The organism is Micromonospora phaseoli (assembly GCF_900109115.1).
GTDB classification, from domain to species: Bacteria; Actinomycetota; Actinomycetes; order Mycobacteriales; family Micromonosporaceae; genus Micromonospora; species Micromonospora phaseoli.
In genome coordinates this window covers 411620-431641 of the sequence record NZ_FNYV01000003.1, presented here as the reverse complement: position 1 = coordinate 431641, position 20022 = coordinate 411620, and the positions used below count along the sequence as shown (strand labels likewise).

Sequence of the window (20022 nt, the reverse complement as noted above, 5' to 3'; positions counted from 1 at the left end):
CCGCAGACGTTCCGACCGGTGAAAGGTTGCCGATGCCCGACGACACCCCCGCTCCCGACCTGCTGGCGCTGCTCCCCGACGAGTGGCGGGCGGTGCTGGCGCCTCATCTCGACCCGGCCCGGATGTCCGCGTTGAGCGAGTTCGTCGCTGCGGAGTACGCCGCCGGCCCGGTCTTTCCGCCGGTGGAGGATCTCTTCTCGGCCTATCGGCTCTGCCCGCCGTCGGCCTGCCGGGTGCTGATCCTCGGGCAGGATCCCTACCACCGCGTCGGTCAGGCCCACGGGCTCAGCTTCAGCGTGCGCGAGGGTGTGTCGGTGCCACCGTCGCTGCGCAACGTCTTCAAGGAGCTGGGCGAGGATCTGGGCGTGCCGAAGCCGCGCAGCGGCAACCTCGACGGCTGGGCGGCGCAGGGTGTGCTGCTGCTCAACTCGGTGCTGACCGTGCGGCAGGGCACCCCCGGCTCGCACGCCAACCGCGGTTGGGAGCAGTTCACCGATGCGACCATCCGGGCCCTCGACGCGCTGGACTCGCGGGTGGTGTTGCTGCTCTGGGGTGGCTATGCGCGCAAGAAGGCGGCGCTGGTCAGCAACCCGCAGCACGTGGTCCTGGAGGCCGGTCACCCCAGCCCGATGAACCCACGCGGTTTCCTCGGCAGCCGCCCGTTCAGCGCGGCCAACAAGGCGCTCGCCGACGCCGGCCTGCCCACAATCGACTGGGAGCGCTCGGCCGGCTGAGCCGTGTGCTCCTCCCGCCCCGCCGCCCGCGCGTGCCTGGGTGGTGGCATCCGCCTGGTTGGTCGGTGGAGCCGGTCTACCGGTATTCCTTGACTAACGTCGATCCTTGGATAACGATATCGGAAATATAGATGCTGGCTAACGTCTTCAGTCTGGGGGTCAGTAGCACCGGAAAGTAGCAGTTAGAGCACCCACCCAACTGACAGTCCGGCAATTCGTACAACCATGGCGTGGCATCGACACGTGGTGACCGTCCCTCAACCACCCGCACCCCGCCGATTACGTCACGCCGCCTCTCGCAGGAAGAAGCACACCACCATGAACGAAGTCCCCACCCACCCCAAGAGTCGCCGACGCGGCCGCGTCAGGATGCTGGCTGCCGCAGCCTTCGCCGCAGTGTTGGCCACCACCGGCACCGTCGCGATCTCGGCCAGCCCCGCCCACGCCGAGGCCGACCGGCAGGTCTGCTCGAACACGGAAGGCACCCACAACGGGTTCTTCTTCTCGTTCTGGAAGGACAGCGGCGACGCCTGCATGGTGTTGCGCGAGAACGGCCGCTACACCAGCTCGTGGAGCAGGAGCACCAACAACTGGGTCGGCGGCAAGGGCTGGAACCCCGGAACCCGCCGCACGATCAGCTACTCGGGCAGCTACAACCCGGGCAACAACAACAGCTACCTCGCCCTGTACGGCTGGACCCGCAGCCCGCTCGTCGAGTACTACATCGTCGAGAACTTCGGCAGCTACAACCCGAGCAGCGGCGCCACCCGGCTCGGCAGCGTCACCACCGACGGCGGCACCTACGACATTCTGCGCAGCCAGCGGGTCAACCAGCCCTCGATCGACGGCACCCAGACGTTCTACCAGTACTGGAGCGTCCGGCAGCAGAAGCGCAGCAGCGGCACCATCACCACCGCCAACCACTTCGACGCCTGGGCCCGCGCTGGCCTGAACCTCGGCAACCACTACTACCAGATCATGGCCACCGAGGGTTACCAGAGCCAGGGAAGCTCGGACATCACCGTCTCGGAAGGCGGCACCCCCGGCCCCGGCCCGACCAACCCGCCCAACCCGACCACCCCGCCGCCCAGTGGCGGTTCCGGCCAGATGATCGTCGGTCAGGAGTCCGGCCGGTGCCTGGACGTGCCGAACTCCAGCACGAGCAACGGCACCCAGATCCAGTTGTATGACTGCTGGGGTGGCTCGAACCAGCGGTTCACCCACACCTCCAGCAGGCAGCTGACGGTGAACGGCAAGTGCCTGGACGTGCCGAACTCCAGCACGAGCAACGGCACCCGGATCCAGTTGTATGACTGCCACAGCGGCGCGAACCAGCAGTGGAACATCAACTCCAACGGCACGATCACCGGAGTGCAGTCAGGGTTGTGCCTCGACGCCGGTGGCAGCGGTAACGGGGCTGCGATCCAGCTGTACAGCTGCTGGGGTGGAGCAAACCAGCAGTGGAGCCGCCGCAACTGATCCGTCGCTCGGGGCCGGGCTCTGACGGGCCTGGCCCCGTGCCTCCTTGAGAACCACAGCAGTATTGAATAGTGATTGCTCTGTGCAATCACAGCGCCGGTGCCTGGTGCGACTGACGCTGTGCCAGCCTCGGTCGGCAGGGCTCCGTCACAGTGCGGTAAGCGATGTGACGGAGCCCTGCTCAGCACGACCGAGGGCGCCGCGCCCTGATGTTGGCGATACGGCGCCGTACGGGGCTGCCGACCTCGGTGTTACCGGGGGCACAAGCGCCTCGGTCGCCGGGATCCAGGTGCCTTCGTCGTTAAATGTCCTGACTACTTACCGTCATGGGTGCGGTGCGCGCGAGCGCTACGACCCGGCGGCGATGGCGGGCGGGCGTCCAAGGGCCGGAGGCGATGCGGCTAGGCTGGTTCACCGTGCTCGTACTCGTGGTGGACAGCTCGACCCCGGCGGTGACCGCGGCGCTGGTCGAGGTCACCGCGAACTCGGTGGTCACTCGGGCGCAACGGTGCACGGTCGACGCCCGCGCCCACGGTGAACTGCTGGCCCCGCAGGTGGAGGCGGTGCTCGCCGACGCGGGCGCCCGCCCGGTCGACCTGGCCGCGATTGTCGCCGGGCTCGGCCCCGGCCCGTTCACCGGGCTGCGGGTGGGCCTGGTCACCGCCGCCACCATGGGGCAGGTGCTCGACATTCCGGCGTACGGTGTCTGCTCGCTGGACGCCATCGGCCATCCGGCGGCGGCCGGCGAGCCGGTGCTGGCCGCGACCGACGCGCGACGCCGGGAGATCTACTGGGCGGTCTACGACGGTGCGGGCCAACGTCTGGTCGGTCCGGAGGTCGGCGCGCCGGCGGTGGCCGCCGAGCGGGCCCGGGAGTTGGGCGCGACCACGGCCGTCGGTGACGGTGCCCACCGCTACGCCGATGCCCTGGGCCTGCCGCTGCGGGACGAGCCGCGCTACCCGGATGCGGGCGCGCTGGCCACCCTCGCCGCCGAGCGGATCCGTGCCGGCGCACCCGGCGATCCGTTGACCCCGCTCTACCTGCGCCGACCCGATGCGGTGGCGGCCACCGCGCGCAAACCGGTCCTGCCGTGAGCCCGGCGCATGCGGCCCCGTTCCGCTGGTGGCACATCGACGAGGTGCTGCCGATCGAGGCGGATCTCTTCGGGGCCGAACAGTGGTCCGCGGCGATGTTCTGGAACGAGCTGTCGCACGGGCATTTCTACCGGGTGGCGACCGACGATGACGGCACCGTGCTCGGCTACGCGGGGCTGGCTCTTGCCCCGCCCGACGAGGCGTGGGTGCAGAACATCGCGGTCCGGCGCGACGCGCAGCGCCGTGGGGTCGGGCGGTTGCTGCTGGAAGCGCTGCTCGCCGAGGCCACCCGCCTCGGGGTACGCGCGGTGCTGCTGGAGGTCGCCGCGGACAACGCGCCGGCGCAGCGGCTGTACGCGATGCACGGGTTCGAGCCGATCGGCGTGCGGCGCGGCTACTACCAACCGAGCAACACCGACGCGCTGGTGATGCAGCGCATCCAGGACTGAGACTCCCATGGCTGACGAACCACTGATCCTCGGCATCGAGACCTCGTGCGACGAGACCGGCGTCGGCATCGTTCGCGGGCACACCCTGCTCGCCGACGCGCTGGCATCCAGCGTGGAGCAGCACGCCCGGTTCGGCGGGGTGGTGCCCGAGGTGGCCAGCCGGGCGCACCTGGAGGCCATCGTGCCGACCATGCAGCGGGCGTTGACCGAGGCGGGGGTGACCCTCGCCGACATCGACGCGATCGCGGTCACCGCGGGTCCCGGTCTGGCCGGCGCGCTGCTGGTCGGGGTGGCTGCGGCCAAGGGGTACGCGGTCGCCGCCGAGAAACCCGTCTACGGCGTCAACCACCTGGCCGCGCACGTCGCCGTGGATACCCTGGAGCACGGGCCGTTGCCCGAACCGGCGGTCGCGCTGCTGGTCTCCGGCGGGCATTCGTCCCTGCTCCTGGTCGACGACCTGGCCCGAGGGGTGACCCCGCTGGGCGCCACCATCGACGACGCGGCCGGCGAAGCCTTCGACAAGGTGGCCCGCCTGCTCGGCCTGCCCTTCCCCGGTGGGCCGTACATCGACCGGGAGGCCCGGGCCGGCGACCCGGCGGCGATCGCCTTCCCGCGCGGGCTGACCGCCGCCAAGGACCTCGCCGCGCACCGCTACGACTTCTCCTTCTCCGGGCTGAAGACCGCGGTGGCCCGCTGGGTGGAGGCACGGCAGCGGGCCGGCGAGCCGGTGCCGGTCGCCGACGTGGCCGCGTCCTTCCAGGAGGCGGTCTGCGACGTGCTGGTCGGCAAGGCGCTGGACGCCTGCCGTACCAACGGCATCGAGACTCTGGTGATCGGCGGGGGAGTGGCGGCCAACTCGCGGCTGCGGGCGATGGCCGAACAACGGGCCGCCCGACACGGCATCCGGGTACGCGTTCCCCGACCCGGGCTCTGCACCGACAACGGCGCGATGGTGGCGGCGCTCGGCGCGCACCTGGTCGCCTCGGGTGTCGCGCCGAGCCGGCTCGACCTGCCCACGGATTCGGCCATGCCGTTGACCACGATCAGCGTGTGAGGGAGGACGGCGACGTGATCGTACGGATGTGGGAGGCACGAGCGGAGTCGTACGCGCTCGCCGACCTGATCACCTGGGTCTGCGACACCGCCCTGCCCGAGTTCGAACACGACCCGCTGCACCTGTCCAGTGAGGTCTTCTCCTCCACCGACCACCGGGTGGTGGTGATCTCCAAGTGGCGCAGCAGCCCCCGGTCACTGCCGGATCCGCCGGTGATGCTGATCGCCCGCGCGCCACACGCCTGGGACTTCACCCAGGTGGACCGCTGAACCGTCGACGACTTAACCCTGCGGTGGCCCGTCAGCGGATGGTCACCGTGGTGGTGGCGGTGGAGCGGTCGATTTCGCTGGTCCGGGCGGTGATCCGCAGCGTCCACTCGCCGGCGGTCGGGAAGTGGATCTCGGCGCTGCCGTGGTGTGGTTCCAGCGCGTCGACCTCGACGGTGATCGGCTCGATGCCGGCCGCCGGCAGCGCGGCGGTGATGGTCCACTCCACCACCGGCAGCTCCTTCGCCTGTGGCGTGTAGACGTAGGCGTGCAGGCTGTTCGCGGTGCCCGCGGCTGCCGGGTAGACGTCGAACTGGAGCGTGAACAGGTTGGTGCGCAGCGACTGCGCGACGCCCTCCCGGGTCACCCCGCCGGGTGAGGTGCCGGCCGTACGACCGGGTGGGGTCTGCACGAGCACCGCGGTCAGCGCCAGCACCACCGCCGTCGCGGCGAGTTCGACGCCGGCCGCGCGGGCGACCCGTCGGGGCCGGCCGGCGGCGTCCTGCCGGCTGATCAGTCGTCGCTGGCCGGCCGCCACGACCAGCACCCCGGCCAGCAGCGCCGCCTTGGCGCAGAGCAGTTGTCCGTAGGTGCTGCCGAGCAGCGCCGACGGTCGGCCGAGTTCGATCGCGGCCTGGCCGAGCCCGGCGGCGATCAGCCAGGCCACCGCGAGGGTGGCCAGCCGCGACCAGGCGGGCAGGATCCGGCCGAGAACCCGTTCGTGGGTGTCCCGCAGCAGGAACACGGTGAGGGCGATCAGGCCGCCCAGCCAGACGGTCACGCCGGCGATGTGCAGGGTGCCGAGCGCGATGCTCACCGGTGGCAGCGGTGCGGCGACGGGGTGCCCGGCCAGCGGCCAGGTGACCATCCCGGCCAGGCCCACCACGGCCAGCGCACCACCGCGTGCTCGGCCGGCCGTGCCGCGCACGACCGCCGGCACCAGGGCTGCGGCCAGGCCGACCAGGGCCAGCCGGGCGAGCAGCACCACCCCGATGTCGCTGTCCGCGACCGCGCGCAGGTCGGCCGGGGTGAGTTGCCCGGTCGGCGCGCCGACCACCTGGGCGGCCTGCCCGATCCAGGTGCCCACCGTGCTGACGGCGACCAGGCCGAGCCCGAGCAGCGCCATTGTCGTCGCGCCCCGACGGGAGCGGCGGCGGGGCCACATGGTGGCCACGAGCAGCGGCGGTCCGACCGCCAGGACCAGGCCCAGATATCCGATGTACTTCGCCGCCGGCACCAGCGCCCCGGCCGGGTTCTCGGACTCCGTCGGCGGTGTCGGTGGGGTCGCCGACGGCGCCCCGGCGGCGAAGGTGAAGCTGCCGGCGACCGGATGGCTGTCGGCCGAGATGACGCGGTAGCTGACCAGGTAGGTGCCGAGTGGACGGTCGGAGGGCCGCAGGGCGATCCGCATGGTCCGATTCCGGACCTCCGGCTCGCCGATGTTGATCCGCTTGCCGTCGGGCGCGAGGACCTGCACCCGGCCGGGGACCACACCGATCGTCTCGCTGAAGGTCACCAGCACCTCGCGTGGCGCGTACCCGAGAACCTCGTCGCGCTGCGGGGTGGTGGCCACCACGACGGCGTGCGCCGCCGCTGGGCCGGCTGGGCCCAGGGCGGCGCACAACGAAACCAGGATCAGCCCGAGTAGGGCAGCGGCCCGGGTACGGGTGGTCATCGGTCCACGTGGCGGAGGCTAGCTACGCCGGAACATGCGGTACGTGAGGAAACCACCGGTGCCGAGGGCGCCGAGGAAGATCGCCCAGATCAGGGTGTTGCTGACGCCGATCTGCGGGCCGGTGTTGGCCGACGCGGCAGCCAACAGGCCGTCGTTGCCGGGGGCGGGCAGCGCGGCGGGCGGCAGCTCCGCCCAGCGGACCAGTCCGGTGCTCTCCAACATGACCATGTGGTCGCCGACGAAGGTGTTCGTCGCGTTGGCCAGGTCCCGGATGACGGCGTTGCGGGTGCTGGCCCGGACCGCACCGACAACCGGGAAGATCTTGCCGTGGGCGACCCGCAGCCGGGTGACGAAGATCTGGTCGAAGCGGGCGCCATTGGCGTTCTTCATCTCGTCCAGCCAACCCTGCTGCTCCGCCGTTGGTGTGTTCGGGATGGTGGCACCGAGCTTGTTGGCGGCCTCCACGGTGAGCCGGTCCAGCTCCTCGTGCTGTCGGGCGATCTCCGCGCCGATCTCGCGGACGACCCGCGACTGGCCCTTCTCGGCGGCCATCTGCCCGGCCGGCATCTCCCAGAGCCCGGCCAGCCGTACCCCGTCGAGCAGTGCCTGGTCGGCGGCGGCGAGTTGCTGACCGGCGGGCGCGGCCAGCGCCACGCCCGGCAGCAGGCCGATGCCTGCGGCGATCATGATGAGCAGCACCGCCAAGCGACGGGACCGGTTGCCCTGCCGGCGACGAGCGGAATCCAGCGGTGCCATGTCTGCGGCGCCTCCTCGGACGAGAACCGATCGTATGAGCGACGGACGTCCGAACCCGTCGGCCCGGCCGTCCGCACACTGGTACGGATGGTTTGCCTGATCAGTTCATCAGTTGGTGAAACCGACTCGCGGTCGAGGTCAGCCGACGTCGAGCGGGTCGGCGAGCAGCCGGTCGAAGGCGAGTTCGGCGGCACCGACGAGTGGGGCGTCCTCGCCGAGCTTCGGGGTGCGCAGCCGTACGTGCTCCAGGCAGGCGGGCAGACCGTTGGAGTTGAGCCGGCTGCGCATCTGGGCCGCGGCGGCCAGATAGAGGTCGCGCATGGTGCCGCCGAAGATGACCATCTCCGGATTGAAGATGTTGACCAGGTTGGCGACGCCGAAGCCGAGCCAGTCGCCGGCCTGGCGTACGGCGCTCTGGGCCCGGGCGTCACCCCGGTCGGCGGCGTCGAAGACGGCCAGCATCGCGTCCCGGCCCCGGGCGTCGGAGCGGCCGGCGGCCCGGAGCAGTCCGTGCTCGCCGATCTCGGTCTCCCAGCAGCCCCGGTTGCCGCATTCGCAGCGCGCCCCGTCGCGGACCACCACCATGTGCCCGACCTCACCGCTGTAGCCGCCGTGCCCGGTCAGTCGCCGGCCACCGGCGATGATTCCGGCGCCCACTCCGACGTCGCCGTAGAGGTAGATGACGTTGTCGCAACCGGCCGCCGCGCCACGGGCATGTTCGGCGAAGGCGGCGACATCGGCCACGTTGCCCACCGTGACCGGCACGTCGACGCCGAGTTCCGCGCCGAGCGCCGCGCCGATCGGCTCGTCCACCCAACCGGTGGTCGGCCCGAGCCGGACCAGACCGTCGTCGCGGCGCACCATGCCGCAGACCGCCACCCCGGCGCCGACGCAGACGGCGCCCTCCGGCAGCGCCTGCCGCATCTCCTTGACGGCCCCGGCCAACAGCGGCGCGGCCTCCGTGGCGGTGAGACCGCGTGGCCGGTCCAGCTCCCGGCGGTCGAGCACCGCACCGCCCAGACCGACCCGCGCGGCCCGCAGCCGGTCCACCTCGATGCTGTACGCGTACGCGAACACCCGGTCCGACTCGGGCCGGACGACCAGCGATGGTCGTCCGGCCCGGCCGGTTTCCCTCGGCGCCCCCTCACTCACCAGGCCGGCCGCGGCGAGGTCGGCGGTGAGCGCGCCGATGGTGCTCCGGTTCAGCCCCAGCGTGGTGGTCAACTCCGCGCGCGTGGTGGCGCCGTGCAGGTGCACGTGGCGCAGCAGGGCACCGAGATTCTGTCGACGGATCTCGTCCTGGCTCGGTCCTACGCGCATCGGGGAGTGACTACCTTCGGTGGAGCGGGTCAGCGGTTACCGGTGGCGGCGGCTCGTCGTCGGGACAGCGCGTCGACGCTGGCGGCCAGCAGCAGCACCACGCCGGTGACCACGTACTTGACGCCGGAGCTGTAGCCCATCAGGCCCATGCCGTTGTCGATCACCGCGACCACGGCGCCGCCGAGCACCGCGTCCAGGACGCGGCCCTTGCCGCCGAAGAGGCTGGTGCCGCCGATCACGGCCGCGCCCACGGCGTAGAGCAGCACGTTGCTGCCACCGGTGTTCGGGTCGACCGAGTTGGCCCGGCTGGCGGCGACGATGCCGCCGATCGCGGCCATCGTCGAGCAGATCATGAAGACCGAGATGCGGATCCGGTCCACGTTGATGCCGGCCCGACGGGCGGCCTCCTTGTTACCGCCGACCGCATAGATGTGCCGGCCGTAGCTGGTGCGCTGCAGCACGAACGTCCAGAGCACGAGCAGTACGGCGATGATCGGCACCACGATCGGCACGCCCTTGAGCGAGCTGATCAGCACGTTGCGGCTGCGCTCCAGGTTGAGCACGTAGACCGCGAGGCCGAGGATGACCGTCAGCCCGCCGATTCGGGCCAGCACCACCGTGAACGGGTCGTTGACCAGGCCCCGGGTGGCGCGGCTGCGGTACCGGAGCAACTGCACGGCGGCGTAGCCGGCGACGGCGAGTGCGGCGAGCGCCCAGCCGAGCGCCGGGGGCAGGTTGCGGTTGGCGATCGCCACCAGCACCGAGTCGCGTACCGAGATGTTGCGGCCTTCCTCCATCAGCAGCAGCACCACACCCTGGAAGGCCAGGAAACCGGCCAGGGTGACGACGAAGGAGGGAATGCCGACCTTGGCGACCAGGAAACCCAGTGAGGTGCCGATGACGATGCCGGTGAAGACGGCGGCGAGCACCGCGACGTACCACGGGTATCCCAGCACCGTCACCACGTTGGCCAGCACCGCCGCGCAGACGCCGCTGGCGAAGCCGGCCGACAGGTCGATCTCACCCAGCAGCAGGACGAAGACCAGGCCCATCGCGATCAGGGTGACCGCCGCGCCCTGGGTGAACAGGTTGGCGAGGTTGCCGGCGGTGAGGAACGACGGCCGCATGATCGAGAAGACCGTGCAGAGCACGAAGAGGCCGAGTACGGCGGGCAGGGCGCCGATGTCGCCACCGCGTACCCGGCGCCAGTAGTCGCGGGCGTGACTGCCGACGGTGGGTGCCGGTGCGACGGCGGCCGGCCCGTCCTGCTTGACGGCCGTGCTGCTCATGAAACGCCTCCTGGGGTGGTGCCGGCCGGTGCCGCGCCGTTGCCGCCGGTGGCCGCTTCGGCGGCGGGCCCGTGCCCGCCGGAGCGACCGGCGGTGATCAGCTCGACCACCTGGGCGTGGGTGATGTCGGTGGTCTTCACCTGGGCGACCATCTGGCCGAGGTAGAGCGCGGCGATCCGGTCGGAGACGGCGAAGACGTCGTTCATGTTGTGCGAGATGAGCACGACGGCCAGGCCGTTGTCGGCCAGCCGGCGGACCAGTTCGAGCACCTGGGCGGTCTGCGCGACGCCGAGCGCGGCGGTCGGTTCGTCCAGGATGACCAGCTTGCTGTTCCAGAGCACGGCCTTGGCGATCGCCACGGTCTGGCGCTGGCCGCCGGAGAGGCTGGAGACGTGCTGGCGCAGTGACTTGACGGTACGCACGGAGAGCCCGGCCAGGGTCTCCGCGGCCATCTGCTCCATCGTCGGCTCGTCGAGAACGATCCCGCTGACCTTCTCGCGGCCGAGGAACATGTTCTGCACGACGTCGAGGTTGTCGCAGAGCGCGAGGTCCTGGTAGACGACCTCGATGCCGAGCGACGCGGCATCACGCGGGCTGTTGATGCTCACCGGCCGGCCGTCGAAGACGAACTGCCCGGCGTCGGTGGGGTAGATGCCGCTGATGCACTTGACCAGGGTCGACTTGCCGGCGCCGTTGTCGCCGACGAGCGCGGTCACTTCGCCGGGATAGGCGGAGAGGGCGACGTCGCGCAGGACCTGGACGGGACCGAAACTCTTGTCGATCCCGCGTAGCTCCAGCAGTGGGGTCGCGGACACGGGGTTCTCCTTATTCGCGGAGGGGAGATCGGGACCGTCCAGCGGCGTCGCGCCGCCCGGCACGGGGTTGCCGTGCCGGGCGGCGTCGCCTAGGCGGGTGCGGTCAGCTGATGCCCGCTTCGGTGCAGAGCGTGGCGAAGTCGGCGGTGCAGACCTGCTCCTTCGTCACGTAGCCGTCGGCGATGACGTCCTTGACGTTCTCCTTGAAGATTGCCGTCGGGGTCAGCAGGACGGCGGGCACGTCACGGCCACCCTCCGGGTCCTTCACCGTCTGGCCGGTCTCCTTGCGCTCGCCCTTGGCCAGCGCGATGGCCAGCTCGGCGGCGGCGTCCGCCTCCTGCTTGACCGCCTTGTAGACGGTCATGCACTGGTCGCCGGCGAGGATGTTCTGCAGACCCTGCGGGTCGGCGTCCTGACCGGTCACCGGGACCTTGCCGTTGAGGTTGTTCTTCTTCAGCACCGAGATGGCGGCGTTGCCGAGGCCGTCGTTCGCGGACAGCACACCGTCGATCTTGCCGCCGGTCTGGGTCAGCATCTGCTCGAAGATCGTGGCGGCCTGGGCGTTGTCCCAGTCCGGCACGGACTGGTCCGGGCCCTTGGTGTACTCGTTCGCGTCGAACTTGGGCTTGAGGATCGAGTCGTACCCGTTCTTGAACAGGGTGGCGTTGTTGTCGGTCGGCGACCCGTTGAGGTACGCCACGACCGGGTTCTCCACCTTCTGGTCGGTCAGGCACTTGACCAGGCCTTCGCCCTGGAGCTTGCCGACGGCCTCGTTGTCGAAGCTGACGTAGTACTCCGCCGAGCCGCCGAGGGTGAGGCGGTCGTAGTCGATGGTCGCGACGCCCTGCGACTTGGCCTTGTCGAGGACGGCCTTGCCGGTGCCGGAGTCCAGGTTGACGATCATCAGCGCGGTGACGCCGCTGGTGATCATCTGGTCGGCGATGGTCTGGAAGGCGGACTTGTCGCCCTGGGCGTTCTGGATGTCGTACTCGACGCCAGCGGCCTTGAACGCCTCTTCGAGGAACTTGCGGTCCGCGCTCTCCCAACGGACGGAGGACTTGCTGTCCGGGAGGATCACGCCGATCTTCGGGGTCTGGTCGGACCCGGCCTGGTCGTCGCCGGAGTCGTTACCGCAGGCCGTCATGCTGCCGAGGGCCAGCAGGCCCACGGCGCCGACGGCGAGGAAGCCCTTGCGCATGTGCAGGGTCCTTTCGAGGGTGGGGGATGGGTGTCGGTGTTTGTTTTGTTGTGTCCGGCAACGTATTCCGCGTCAACTCGCCAGCACAAGGGTGCGGTGGTCACGAGTTTGTTGTCGGCGGTAACAATTCAGCAACGCCGTCGACACCCGGCCGCCACCGGCCGGTCTCGACCCGAAACGCGTCAGGTGGTGTTGCGGCCCGAGCCGGGGTCGAGTTCACGCCGTCGGGCGGCAGACCAGCACCGTCGGGGCACCGGCGACCCGGGTGAGTACCAGGCTCGCCGACTGGTCGCCGGCCAGCCGCAGGTCACGCCGGAGCCGTTCCGGTTCCAGCGCGGAGCCTCGCTTGAGGATCTCCACCCGGCCGACCCGGCGCTCCCGCAGCAGCGCCCGCAGCCGCTTGAGGGAGAACGGCAACACGTCGGTCACCTCCAGGCAGCGGGCGTACGGGGTCGACGTCGCCTGGTCGGCGTAGAGGTAGGCGATGGTCGGGTCGGCCAGCGAGGCGTCCAGTTCGATGGCCAGCTCGGCCACCAGGTGAGCGCGGACCACCGCCGGATCCGGGTCGTACAGGAAGCGGCGTACCGGCCCGACCGACGCCTCCAGCGCCCCCGACCCGGTCAACTGGTGCACCGACTCGCCGCCGGCCGGGTGATAACAGGGGGCCCCTTTGCTACCTGAGGCGTTAACCGGGGGCCCTTCCTTCACTACGGTCGCCCGGCGGGGGGTTTCGGCGAGCGGGCCGGCCCAGAGGGTCGCCTCGACCAGGTCGCCGTCGACGCTGACCCACTCGGCCTCGGCGCCCGACGGGATCAGGGCGTGGTCGATGCCGGGTGCCACCTTCACCACCGTGTACGGCATCCGCTCGACCAGGCCGGTGACGAAGTCCCACGGCGGTGAGTACGAGTTGGGGTCGAAAATCCGGCGGCCGGTGCCGGCCCGACGGCGGGCCGGATCGCAGAAGACCGCCGCCACCCGGGTCACGTCGAACGCGGTCGCGTCGCCGCACTCGACGGTGAACAGCTCGGCCAGCCCGGCCGCCCGCGCGTTCGCCTCGGCCAGTACGGCGGTGAGCGGGTCGGCCTCCACGCCGTACACCCGGATGCCCTCGCGGGCGGCGGCGAGCGCGTCGGCACCCAGCCCGCAGCCCAGGTCGGCCAGCGTGGCCACCCCGGCGGCGCGCAGCCGGTGCGCCCGGCGTCGTGCCACCACCGCGCGGGTGGCCTGCTCCAGGCCCGCCCGGGTGAAGAACATCGTGGCCGCTGTCGGCCCGAACTTGCCCACCGCCCTGCGGCGCAGCTCCGCCTGGGTCAGCGCCGTCGCCGCGAGTCCGGCCGGCACCCCGGCCGCCCGAAGCGCCATGGCCGCGGCCAGCGGATCGCCGCCGGCCACCCGGTCCGCCGCGTCGAGCGCGGCCGACCCCTCAGGCGTACGCAACGCGGCCAGTTGCTCCAGATCCACCCGCCCATTCTCCCGGCCCCCACCACGACGACCCACCCGCCGGGGGGGGGCAGGCACTCGCCGGGGCCCGGCTTGATCGTCTGCACTTCAGTGAGTCGACACGCCGATGACCGAGTCACTGGAGTGCAGACGATCAATGTGCCGACCGGTGGCGGGGGTGCCCCGCAGGTGCTCCAGTTGATCGCGCATGGTTGCCCGCTCGCCGACCTGGCGGCACCGGGTGGTTGAGAGGCGACACGGGAGGCGCGGATTGGCACTCTCCTTGACGGAGTGCTAGCCGAGGAATAACCTGCGATTAGCACTCTCACCCTGAGGGTGCCAATCTCCGGGCCCTGGTGTCCGGGGGTTGAACGCCAGGCGGACCGGCACCCGCGACGACGGCCCCGCCCGGTGGCATGTGGCAGATTGACGCCGGTCGGCATGCCGACCGGCAACGAAACCAAGTACCCCAGGAGGGTATGCCCGTGACTACCGCGACCAAGGTTGCGATCAAGCCGCTCGAGGACCGCATCGTGGTCCAGGCGAACGAGGCCGAGACCACCACCGCCTCGGGCATCGTGATCCCCGACACCGCCAAGGAGAAGCCGCAGGAGGGCACCGTCCTCGCTGTTGGCCCGGGCCGGATCGACGACAAGGGCAACCGCGTGCCGATCGACGTCTCCGTCGGCGACACCGTCCTCTACTCGAAGTACGGCGGCACCGAGGTCAAGTACGCCGGCGAGGAGTACCTGGTGCTCTCCGCCCGCGACGTCCTCGCGGTCATCGAGAAGTAAGCAACCGATCAGTGACGTTGCCCCGGTCCGGCTCGCCGGGCCGGGGCATCGTCGCTTCGAAGGGACATTGATGGCGAAGATCCTGAGCTTCTCGGACGACGCCCGGCACCTGCTTGAGCACGGTGTCAATGCGCTCGCGGACACGGTCAAGGTCACCCTCGGGCCGCGCGGACGCAACGTCGTCCTGGACAAGAAATTCGGTGTGCCGACGATCACCAACGATGGTGTGACCATCGCCAAGGAGATCGAGCTCACCAACCCGTACGAGAATCTCGGCGCGCAGCTGGTCAAGGAGGTGGCGACCAAGACCAACGACGTCGCCGGCGACGGGACCACCACCGCGACCGTGCTCGCCCAGGCCATGGTCCGCGAGGGCCTGCGCAACGTCACCGCGGGCGCCAACCCGGCCGGCCTCAAGCGGGGCATCGACGCCGCCGCCGCCAAGGTCTCCGAGGCGCTGCTCGGCAAGGCGGTCGACGTCTCCGACAAGAAGTCGGTCGCGCACGTGGCGACGATCTCCGCGCAGGACGCCACCATCGGTGAGCTGATCGCCGAGGCGATGGAGAAGGTCGGCCGCGACGGTGTGATCACCGTCGAGGAAGGCTCCGCCCTGCAGACCGAGCTGGACGTCACCGAGGGCCTCCAGTTCGACAAGGGCTTCATCTCGCCGAACTTCGTCACCGACGCGGAGGCGCAGGAGTCGGTCCTGGAGGACGCGTACGTCCTGATCACCACGCAGAAGATCTCGGCGATCGAGGAGCTGCTGCCGCTGCTGGAGAAGGTCCTCCAGAACAACAAGCCGCTGCTGATCATCGCCGAGGACGTCGAGGGGCAGGCGCTCTCCACCCTGGTGGTGAACGCGATCCGCAAGACCATCAAGGTCTGCGCGGTCAAGGCTCCCGGCTTCGGTGACCGCCGCAAGGCGATGCTCCAGGACATGGCGATCCTCACCGGCGCCGAGCTGGTCGCCCCCGAGTTGGGCTACAAGCTCGACCAGGTCGGCCTGGAGGTGCTGGGCAGCGCCCGGCGCATCGTGGTCGACAAGGAGACCACCACGGTCGTCGACGGTGGTGGCCAGAGCAGCGAGGTCGCCGACCGGGTCGCCCAGATCCGCAAGGAGATCGAGGCCTCGGACTCCGAGTGGGACCGGGAGAAGCTCGCCGAGCGGCTGGCGAAGCTCTCCGGTGGCATCGCCGTGGTCAAGGTCGGCGCGGCCACCGAGGTCGAGATGAAGGAGCGCAAGCACCGCATCGAGGACGCCATCGCCGCGACCAAGGCTGCGGTCGAGGAGGGTACGGTGCCCGGCGGCGGTGCCGCCCTGGCGCAGATCCTGCCGGTGCTCGACGACGACCTCGGCTTCACCGGCGACGAGAAGGTCGGCGTGTCGATCGTGCGTAAGGCGCTGGTCGAGCCGCTGCGCTGGATCGCCCAGAACGCCGGCCACGACGGCTACGTCGTGGTGCAGAAGGTCACCGGCAAGGATTGGGGCCACGGCCTCGACGCTGCCGTGGGCGAGTACGTCGACCTGGTCAAGGCCGGCATCATCGACCCGGTCAAGGTGACCCGCAACGCGGTCACCAACGCCGCGTCGATCGCCGGGCTGCTGCTCACCACCGAGAGCCTGGTGGTGGAGAAGCCGGCGGAGTCGGAGCCCGCCTCGGGCGGCCACGGCCACGGTCACGGCCACGGTCACAGCCACCAGCACGGCCCGGGCTTCTGAGCCCTGCCGTACGCCAGTCCGGGGCGCACCGTCGTTGACGGTGCGCCCCGGACTTCTTGTCCGCGTCCAGTGGGCGTCGGCGTGGGCCGGCTCAGTCTGTCGCAACCGTCAGATCACGTAATGCCGGCCGCGCTACCGGGGAGCCGGCAGTTCGGCGACACTGGGCCGGTGAGCAGCACGACACCCCGGTACGCCGCCCTGGCCGGCGTCGCCGCCGCCGCGGCGGCCATCGGCACCGCCGAACTGGTGGCGGCCCTGACCGGCCCCCGATCGTCGCCACTGGTCGCGGTCGGTGGCCTCGTCGTGGACACCGCCCCCGAGCCGGTCAAGCGGTTCGGCATCGCGGTCTTCGGCACGTACGACAAGATCGCTCTGCTGGTCGGGACGGCACTGCTGCTCGGCGGCTTCGCGGCCCTGCTGGGAATGCTGGCCGCCCGCCGCCTGACGGTGGGCCTGGCCGGCATCGCGGCGTTCGCCGCGCTCGGCACGGCGGCGGCCCTGACCCGAGCGGACGCGAACGCCGCCGACGCGCTGCCCTCGCTGGTCGGGGCGGTGGTCGGTGGGGTGGCGCTCTGGGCGTTCATCGCCGGCCCGCTGGAGTTCGACCCGTGGCCCTGGTCTCCGCCCACCGCCGATTCGACGGCTACCCCCGCGAGCGAGCCTGATCCGGGGCCGGGGCGCTCGGTCGACCCGGACTCGCGGCGGCGGTTCCTGACCGGTGTCGGCACCGTGCTCGGGGTGGCGGCCGTGGGTGGTGTCGCCGGGCGATGGCTGGCCGGACGGCGTGGAGTGTCGGCCGCCCGGGACGCGATCACGCTGCCCGCTCCGGTCTCCGCCGCGCCGCCGGTGCCGGCCGGGGCCGACCTGGCCGTGGCGGGACTGGCCAGTTACGTGACCCCGAACCGGGGCTTCTACCGGATCGACACGGCGCTGGTGGTGCCCCAGGTCGATCCGGAGAGCTGGCGGCTGCGCATCCACGGTCGGGTCGGTAACCCGGTGACGCTGAGCTACGCCGACCTGCTGGCCCGGCCGATGGTCGAGCGCTGGGTGACCCTGGCCTGCGTCTCCAACGAGGTCGGCGGTGACCTGATCGGCAACGCCCGATGGCTCGGCGTGCCGCTGCGGGAACTGCTCGACGAAGCGGCGCCCCTCGACGGAGCGGACCAGGTGGTCGGGCGCTCGGTCGACGGCTGGACGTGTGGCACCCCGACCGCCGTGCTGCGCGACGGTCGGGACGCCCTGCTCGCGGTCGGCATGAACGGCGAGCCGCTGCCGGTGGCGCACGGCTTCCCGGTCCGGATGGTGGTCCCCGGCCTGTACGGGTACGTGTCGGCGTGCAAGTGGATCACCGAGCTGGAGTTGACCAGCTTCGCCGACTTCGACGCGTACTGGGTGCCCCGGGGCTGGTCGGCCCAGGGGCCGGTGAAGACGCAGTCGCGGATCGACACGCCCCGCCCACGCAACCGCCCGGCCGCCGGCCCGGTCGTGGTCGCGGGCGTCGCCTGGGCCCAGCACCGGGGCATCGACCGCGTCGAGGTACGCGTCGACGAAGGACCCTGGCAGGAGGCGGAGTTGGCCCCGACAGTGTCGGCGGACACCTGGGTGCAGTGGTCGTGGCGTTGGCAGGCCACCCCCGGCGAGCACACCCTCCAGGTCCGGGCCACGGACAGCACCGGCGAGACCCAGACCCCCCAGCAGCAGGACGTCGCCCCCGACGGCGCGACCGGTTGGCACACCGTCACGCTCACCGTCGCCTGATCCGCTTCGCCACCCGGCGGTCGTCCTGGTCGGGACTCGGGGACCGCCCAGGAGGGCAACTGGCGACCGCCTGGCCGGAGCCTCGGCCCGGGGTGGGCCAGACAGAGCGACGCCGCGTCCCGGCATCGGGACGCGGCGTCGGTTGCTTGCGTCAGGCGACGTTGCGCTGCGCGGGCAGCGTAGACCGGTGGGAGCTGCCGAGGCGGGCCTCCAGCCGGTTGACGTCGACCCGGGTCTGTCGGCGGTCGGCGAGATCCTCCCAGCCGACCGCGAGCAGCCGGAGTCGCTCGGATTCGCTGAAGCCACCCCACACGCCGTACGGCTCCCGCACCGACAGGGCGTGGGCGGCGCACTCGGCCCGGACCGGGCAGGCGCGGCAGACGGCCTTGGCGGAGGACTCCCGACGCAGCCGGGACGTACCCCGTTCGCCGTCGGGATGGAAGAACTGGGCGCTGTCCCGGCCACGGCAGGCGCCGAGGCGCTGCCAGTCCCAGAGGTCGACGATGGGTCCGGGCAGTCTACGTACGTTCGACATCAGCACCCCTCCTCTCGCGCGGCACCGCGAGACGCTTGTGGCCGGCTGTCCGGGCGGCGGGCCGCGCGGGCGCACCGTTCCCGGCCTGGCCCCTGTCGTACCCGGGTGGCTCTCGACTCACACGTCTTTGATCCAGAACATCCCGACGACTTGCGGCATATGCCCTATCTGTCGGAAAAGTTGGGAGGATTGCCCGGAACCTCCTCCCGACAGCAGGCGGTCATGGTCTGCTCGTGTGCGGAAAGGAGATCTCTGTGCGTACCGTTCTTGTGTGCGTTCGAACGCCGCTCGCGGCGCAGCACCTGACCTCCGCCGCGGCGCGGCTGGGGTTGTCCGGTGCCGTCCGGACGGCGGTCTCCGATCCCGAGGTGATGCTGCGGCTGGCCGAGCGTCCCGCGGACGTGGTCCTCGTCGACACCGCCCTGACCCGACCTGACAGCGCCGGTTTCGTCCGCCGGGTACTGGCCCGCGCGCCGCAGGCCGCCGTCCTGCTGCTGGGGGTGGAAGAGTCCGAGGCGGCTGCGGCGACCATCAATGCCGGGGCCCGTGGGCTGATCCAGGGCGTGGACCACGATCTCACCAGCGCGGTCGCCAAGGCGCTGCTGTTGCTGTCCGCGCCCGGCCGAGGATCCAGCCGGCACCGGATCGCGGACCCGGCTCGGGACGCCGCGACCGTCGGCAGCCCGGCCCGGCCGACGCCCGGTGGCCGTACCTCAGGTGAATCCGTGCCGGCCCGGCCTGCGGTGGACGCCGCGGGTGGTCCCGCGATGGTGCCGGTGCAGCGCGGCGACGACCCCGCCGAGCCGGGCGCCGAACCCGAGCCGGGCAAGCCCCTCTCGCCGCCCCGGGCCGAGCGGTCCACGATCGGCCTCACCGAGCGGGAGTTGCAGGTGCTGCTCGGCATGGCCGAAGGCAAGAGCAACGCCGAAATCGGCCGGGAGCTGTTCGTCTCCGAGGACACCGTCAAGACCCATGCCCGGCGGCTGTTCCGCAAGCTGGGTGCCCGCGATCGGGCGCACGCGGTGGCAGCCGGCTTCCGGGCCGGGCTGGTCGCCTGAGCCGACCGGCAGCCGGGTCAGCTGCCCGAGCCGGGCTCGTCCTCGGTGCCCTCACTGAGGGTGTCGTGCACGCCGTCCGCGTAACCGCGCGCGTAGTCCCAGGTGACGTAGTGGTCGGGATCCGGGTCGTAGGCCGGCTCGTGCACCCGTGGACGCCCGGAGTTGAGCAGGTGGCGCAGGTTGCCCCGGAGCAGGTCCCAGTCGAAGTAGTGCGGCTCCCGACAGTCCTCACACTCGATGACGAGCCCGCGTACCCCGATCGGCGCGAGCAGCGCCTGGTAGATCTCCAGGTCGGCGAGGTCCTCCAGCACGTCTTGGCGCTCGACGTCGGTCAGCGGGTCGAGCTGGGCGTCGTCGTCGCCGGAGTCGTCCAAATCGGCCGTCGGATCGGTCGGGTCGCCGGTGAACGGGTCCATGGGCTCGTCGTGCACCCCCTCACCGTAGACCCAAGCCACCGCCGATGCCCGTCCCCTCTCGGGCAAGCCGAGGGGACGCGGTGGTGCTGGGCACGCCGTGACCGCGCCGGACCGGGCCGCCGGAGCCGGTGTCACCCCGGCCAATGGGTACGATGAGGCTGACGCACTCTTG

Annotated in this window: 19 protein-coding genes; 10 read left to right on the top strand and 9 right to left on the bottom strand. The window is 71.2% G+C overall.

Annotated features, from left to right (window positions below):
- Positions 1-32 precede the first annotated feature (32 nt).
- The 6 genes from ung to BMY89_RS10200 all read left to right on the top strand — a co-directional run bounded on the left by ung (position 33) and on the right by BMY89_RS10200 (position 5079).
- Positions 33-734: a uracil-DNA glycosylase gene (gene ung, locus BMY89_RS10225; protein WP_092378487.1), complete on the top strand. Its 702-nt coding sequence runs from the start codon at positions 33-35 to the stop codon at positions 732-734.
- 318 nt (positions 735-1052) lie between these two features.
- Positions 1053-2213: a glycoside hydrolase family 11 protein gene (locus BMY89_RS10220; protein WP_170147625.1), complete on the top strand. Its 1161-nt coding sequence runs from the start codon at positions 1053-1055 to the stop codon at positions 2211-2213.
- A gap of 416 nt (positions 2214-2629) precedes the next feature.
- Positions 2630-3307: a tRNA (adenosine(37)-N6)-threonylcarbamoyltransferase complex dimerization subunit type 1 TsaB gene (tsaB, locus tag BMY89_RS10215; RefSeq protein ID WP_092379265.1), complete on the top strand. Its 678-nt coding sequence runs from the start codon at positions 2630-2632 to the stop codon at positions 3305-3307.
- Entirely contained in the window at positions 3304-3756 is a 453-nt protein-coding gene (gene rimI, locus BMY89_RS10210; protein ID WP_092378481.1) for a ribosomal protein S18-alanine N-acetyltransferase, read from the top strand. Before tsaB ends, rimI begins: the two co-directional genes overlap by 4 nt.
- Positions 3757-3763: 7 nt before the next feature.
- Positions 3764-4810 carry a tRNA (adenosine(37)-N6)-threonylcarbamoyltransferase complex transferase subunit TsaD gene (gene tsaD / locus BMY89_RS10205; RefSeq protein ID WP_092378478.1) on the top strand — a complete coding sequence of 349 codons (1047 nt, stop codon included), beginning with the start codon at positions 3764-3766 and terminating at the stop codon, positions 4808-4810.
- Between the two features lie 14 nt (positions 4811-4824).
- Positions 4825-5079 carry a hypothetical protein gene (locus tag BMY89_RS10200; RefSeq protein WP_092379261.1) on the top strand — a complete coding sequence of 85 codons (255 nt, stop codon included), beginning with the start codon at positions 4825-4827 and terminating at the stop codon, positions 5077-5079.
- Between the two features lie 31 nt (positions 5080-5110).
- Here the strand turns inward: BMY89_RS10200 and BMY89_RS10195 are convergent, their stop codons facing one another.
- From BMY89_RS10195 to BMY89_RS10165, 7 genes are all read right to left on the bottom strand, one after another.
- Positions 5111-6751 carry a copper resistance CopC/CopD family protein gene (locus tag BMY89_RS10195; protein WP_092378476.1) on the bottom strand — a complete coding sequence of 547 codons (1641 nt, stop codon included), beginning with the start codon at positions 6749-6751 and terminating at the stop codon, positions 5111-5113.
- An 18-nt stretch (positions 6752-6769) separates the two neighbouring features.
- The gene (locus BMY89_RS10190; RefSeq protein WP_092378473.1) at positions 6770-7507 is read right to left on the bottom strand and encodes a DUF4142 domain-containing protein; all 738 of its coding nucleotides are present in this window, start codon (positions 7505-7507) and stop codon (positions 6770-6772) included.
- Positions 7508-7645: 138 nt separating this feature from the next.
- Entirely contained in the window at positions 7646-8827 is a 1182-nt protein-coding gene (locus BMY89_RS10185) for an ROK family transcriptional regulator (RefSeq protein ID WP_092378469.1), read from the bottom strand.
- A gap of 29 nt (positions 8828-8856) precedes the next feature.
- On the bottom strand, positions 8857-10116 hold the full coding sequence (locus BMY89_RS10180) for a sugar ABC transporter permease (protein ID WP_092378466.1): 1260 nt from the start codon (positions 10114-10116) through the stop codon (positions 8857-8859).
- The gene (locus BMY89_RS10175) at positions 10113-10931 is read right to left on the bottom strand and encodes an ATP-binding cassette domain-containing protein (RefSeq protein WP_092378463.1); all 819 of its coding nucleotides are present in this window, start codon (positions 10929-10931) and stop codon (positions 10113-10115) included. The genes BMY89_RS10180 and BMY89_RS10175 overlap by 4 nt, the downstream gene beginning before the upstream one ends.
- 103 nt (positions 10932-11034) lie before the next feature.
- The gene (locus tag BMY89_RS10170; RefSeq protein WP_092378460.1) at positions 11035-12129 is read right to left on the bottom strand and encodes a sugar ABC transporter substrate-binding protein; all 1095 of its coding nucleotides are present in this window, start codon (positions 12127-12129) and stop codon (positions 11035-11037) included.
- A 216-nt stretch (positions 12130-12345) separates the two neighbouring features.
- On the bottom strand, positions 12346-13590 hold the full coding sequence (locus BMY89_RS10165; protein ID WP_092378457.1) for a class I SAM-dependent methyltransferase: 1245 nt from the start codon (positions 13588-13590) through the stop codon (positions 12346-12348).
- Positions 13591-14048: 458 nt separating this feature from the next.
- Here BMY89_RS10165 and groES point away from each other — a divergent pair, with 458 nt between their 5' ends.
- The 3 genes from groES (at position 14049) to BMY89_RS10150 (ending at position 17841) form a co-directional block, all read left to right on the top strand.
- On the top strand, positions 14049-14363 hold the full coding sequence (gene groES, locus BMY89_RS10160; protein WP_089155197.1) for a co-chaperone GroES: 315 nt from the start codon (positions 14049-14051) through the stop codon (positions 14361-14363).
- Positions 14364-14433: 70 nt separating this feature from the next.
- A complete protein-coding gene (groL, locus tag BMY89_RS10155) occupies positions 14434-16083 on the top strand; it encodes a chaperonin GroEL (RefSeq protein WP_092378454.1) in 1650 nt (549 codons plus the stop codon).
- Between the two features lie 168 nt (positions 16084-16251).
- Positions 16252-17841 carry a molybdopterin-dependent oxidoreductase gene (locus BMY89_RS10150; protein WP_092379259.1) on the top strand — a complete coding sequence of 530 codons (1590 nt, stop codon included), beginning with the start codon at positions 16252-16254 and terminating at the stop codon, positions 17839-17841.
- Positions 17842-17992: 151 nt separating this feature from the next.
- Here BMY89_RS10150 and BMY89_RS10145 read toward each other — a convergent pair whose 3' ends face one another.
- Positions 17993-18376 carry a WhiB family transcriptional regulator gene (locus BMY89_RS10145; protein WP_092379255.1) on the bottom strand — a complete coding sequence of 128 codons (384 nt, stop codon included), beginning with the start codon at positions 18374-18376 and terminating at the stop codon, positions 17993-17995.
- A 254-nt stretch (positions 18377-18630) separates the two neighbouring features.
- Between BMY89_RS10145 and BMY89_RS10140 the strand changes: the two genes are divergently transcribed.
- Positions 18631-19434: a helix-turn-helix transcriptional regulator gene (locus BMY89_RS10140; RefSeq protein ID WP_092378451.1), complete on the top strand. Its 804-nt coding sequence runs from the start codon at positions 18631-18633 to the stop codon at positions 19432-19434.
- Positions 19435-19451: 17 nt separating this feature from the next.
- Here BMY89_RS10140 and BMY89_RS10135 read toward each other — a convergent pair whose 3' ends face one another.
- On the bottom strand, positions 19452-19865 hold the full coding sequence (locus BMY89_RS10135) for a DUF5319 domain-containing protein (RefSeq protein ID WP_092379252.1): 414 nt from the start codon (positions 19863-19865) through the stop codon (positions 19452-19454).
- Positions 19866-20022 lie beyond the last annotated feature (157 nt).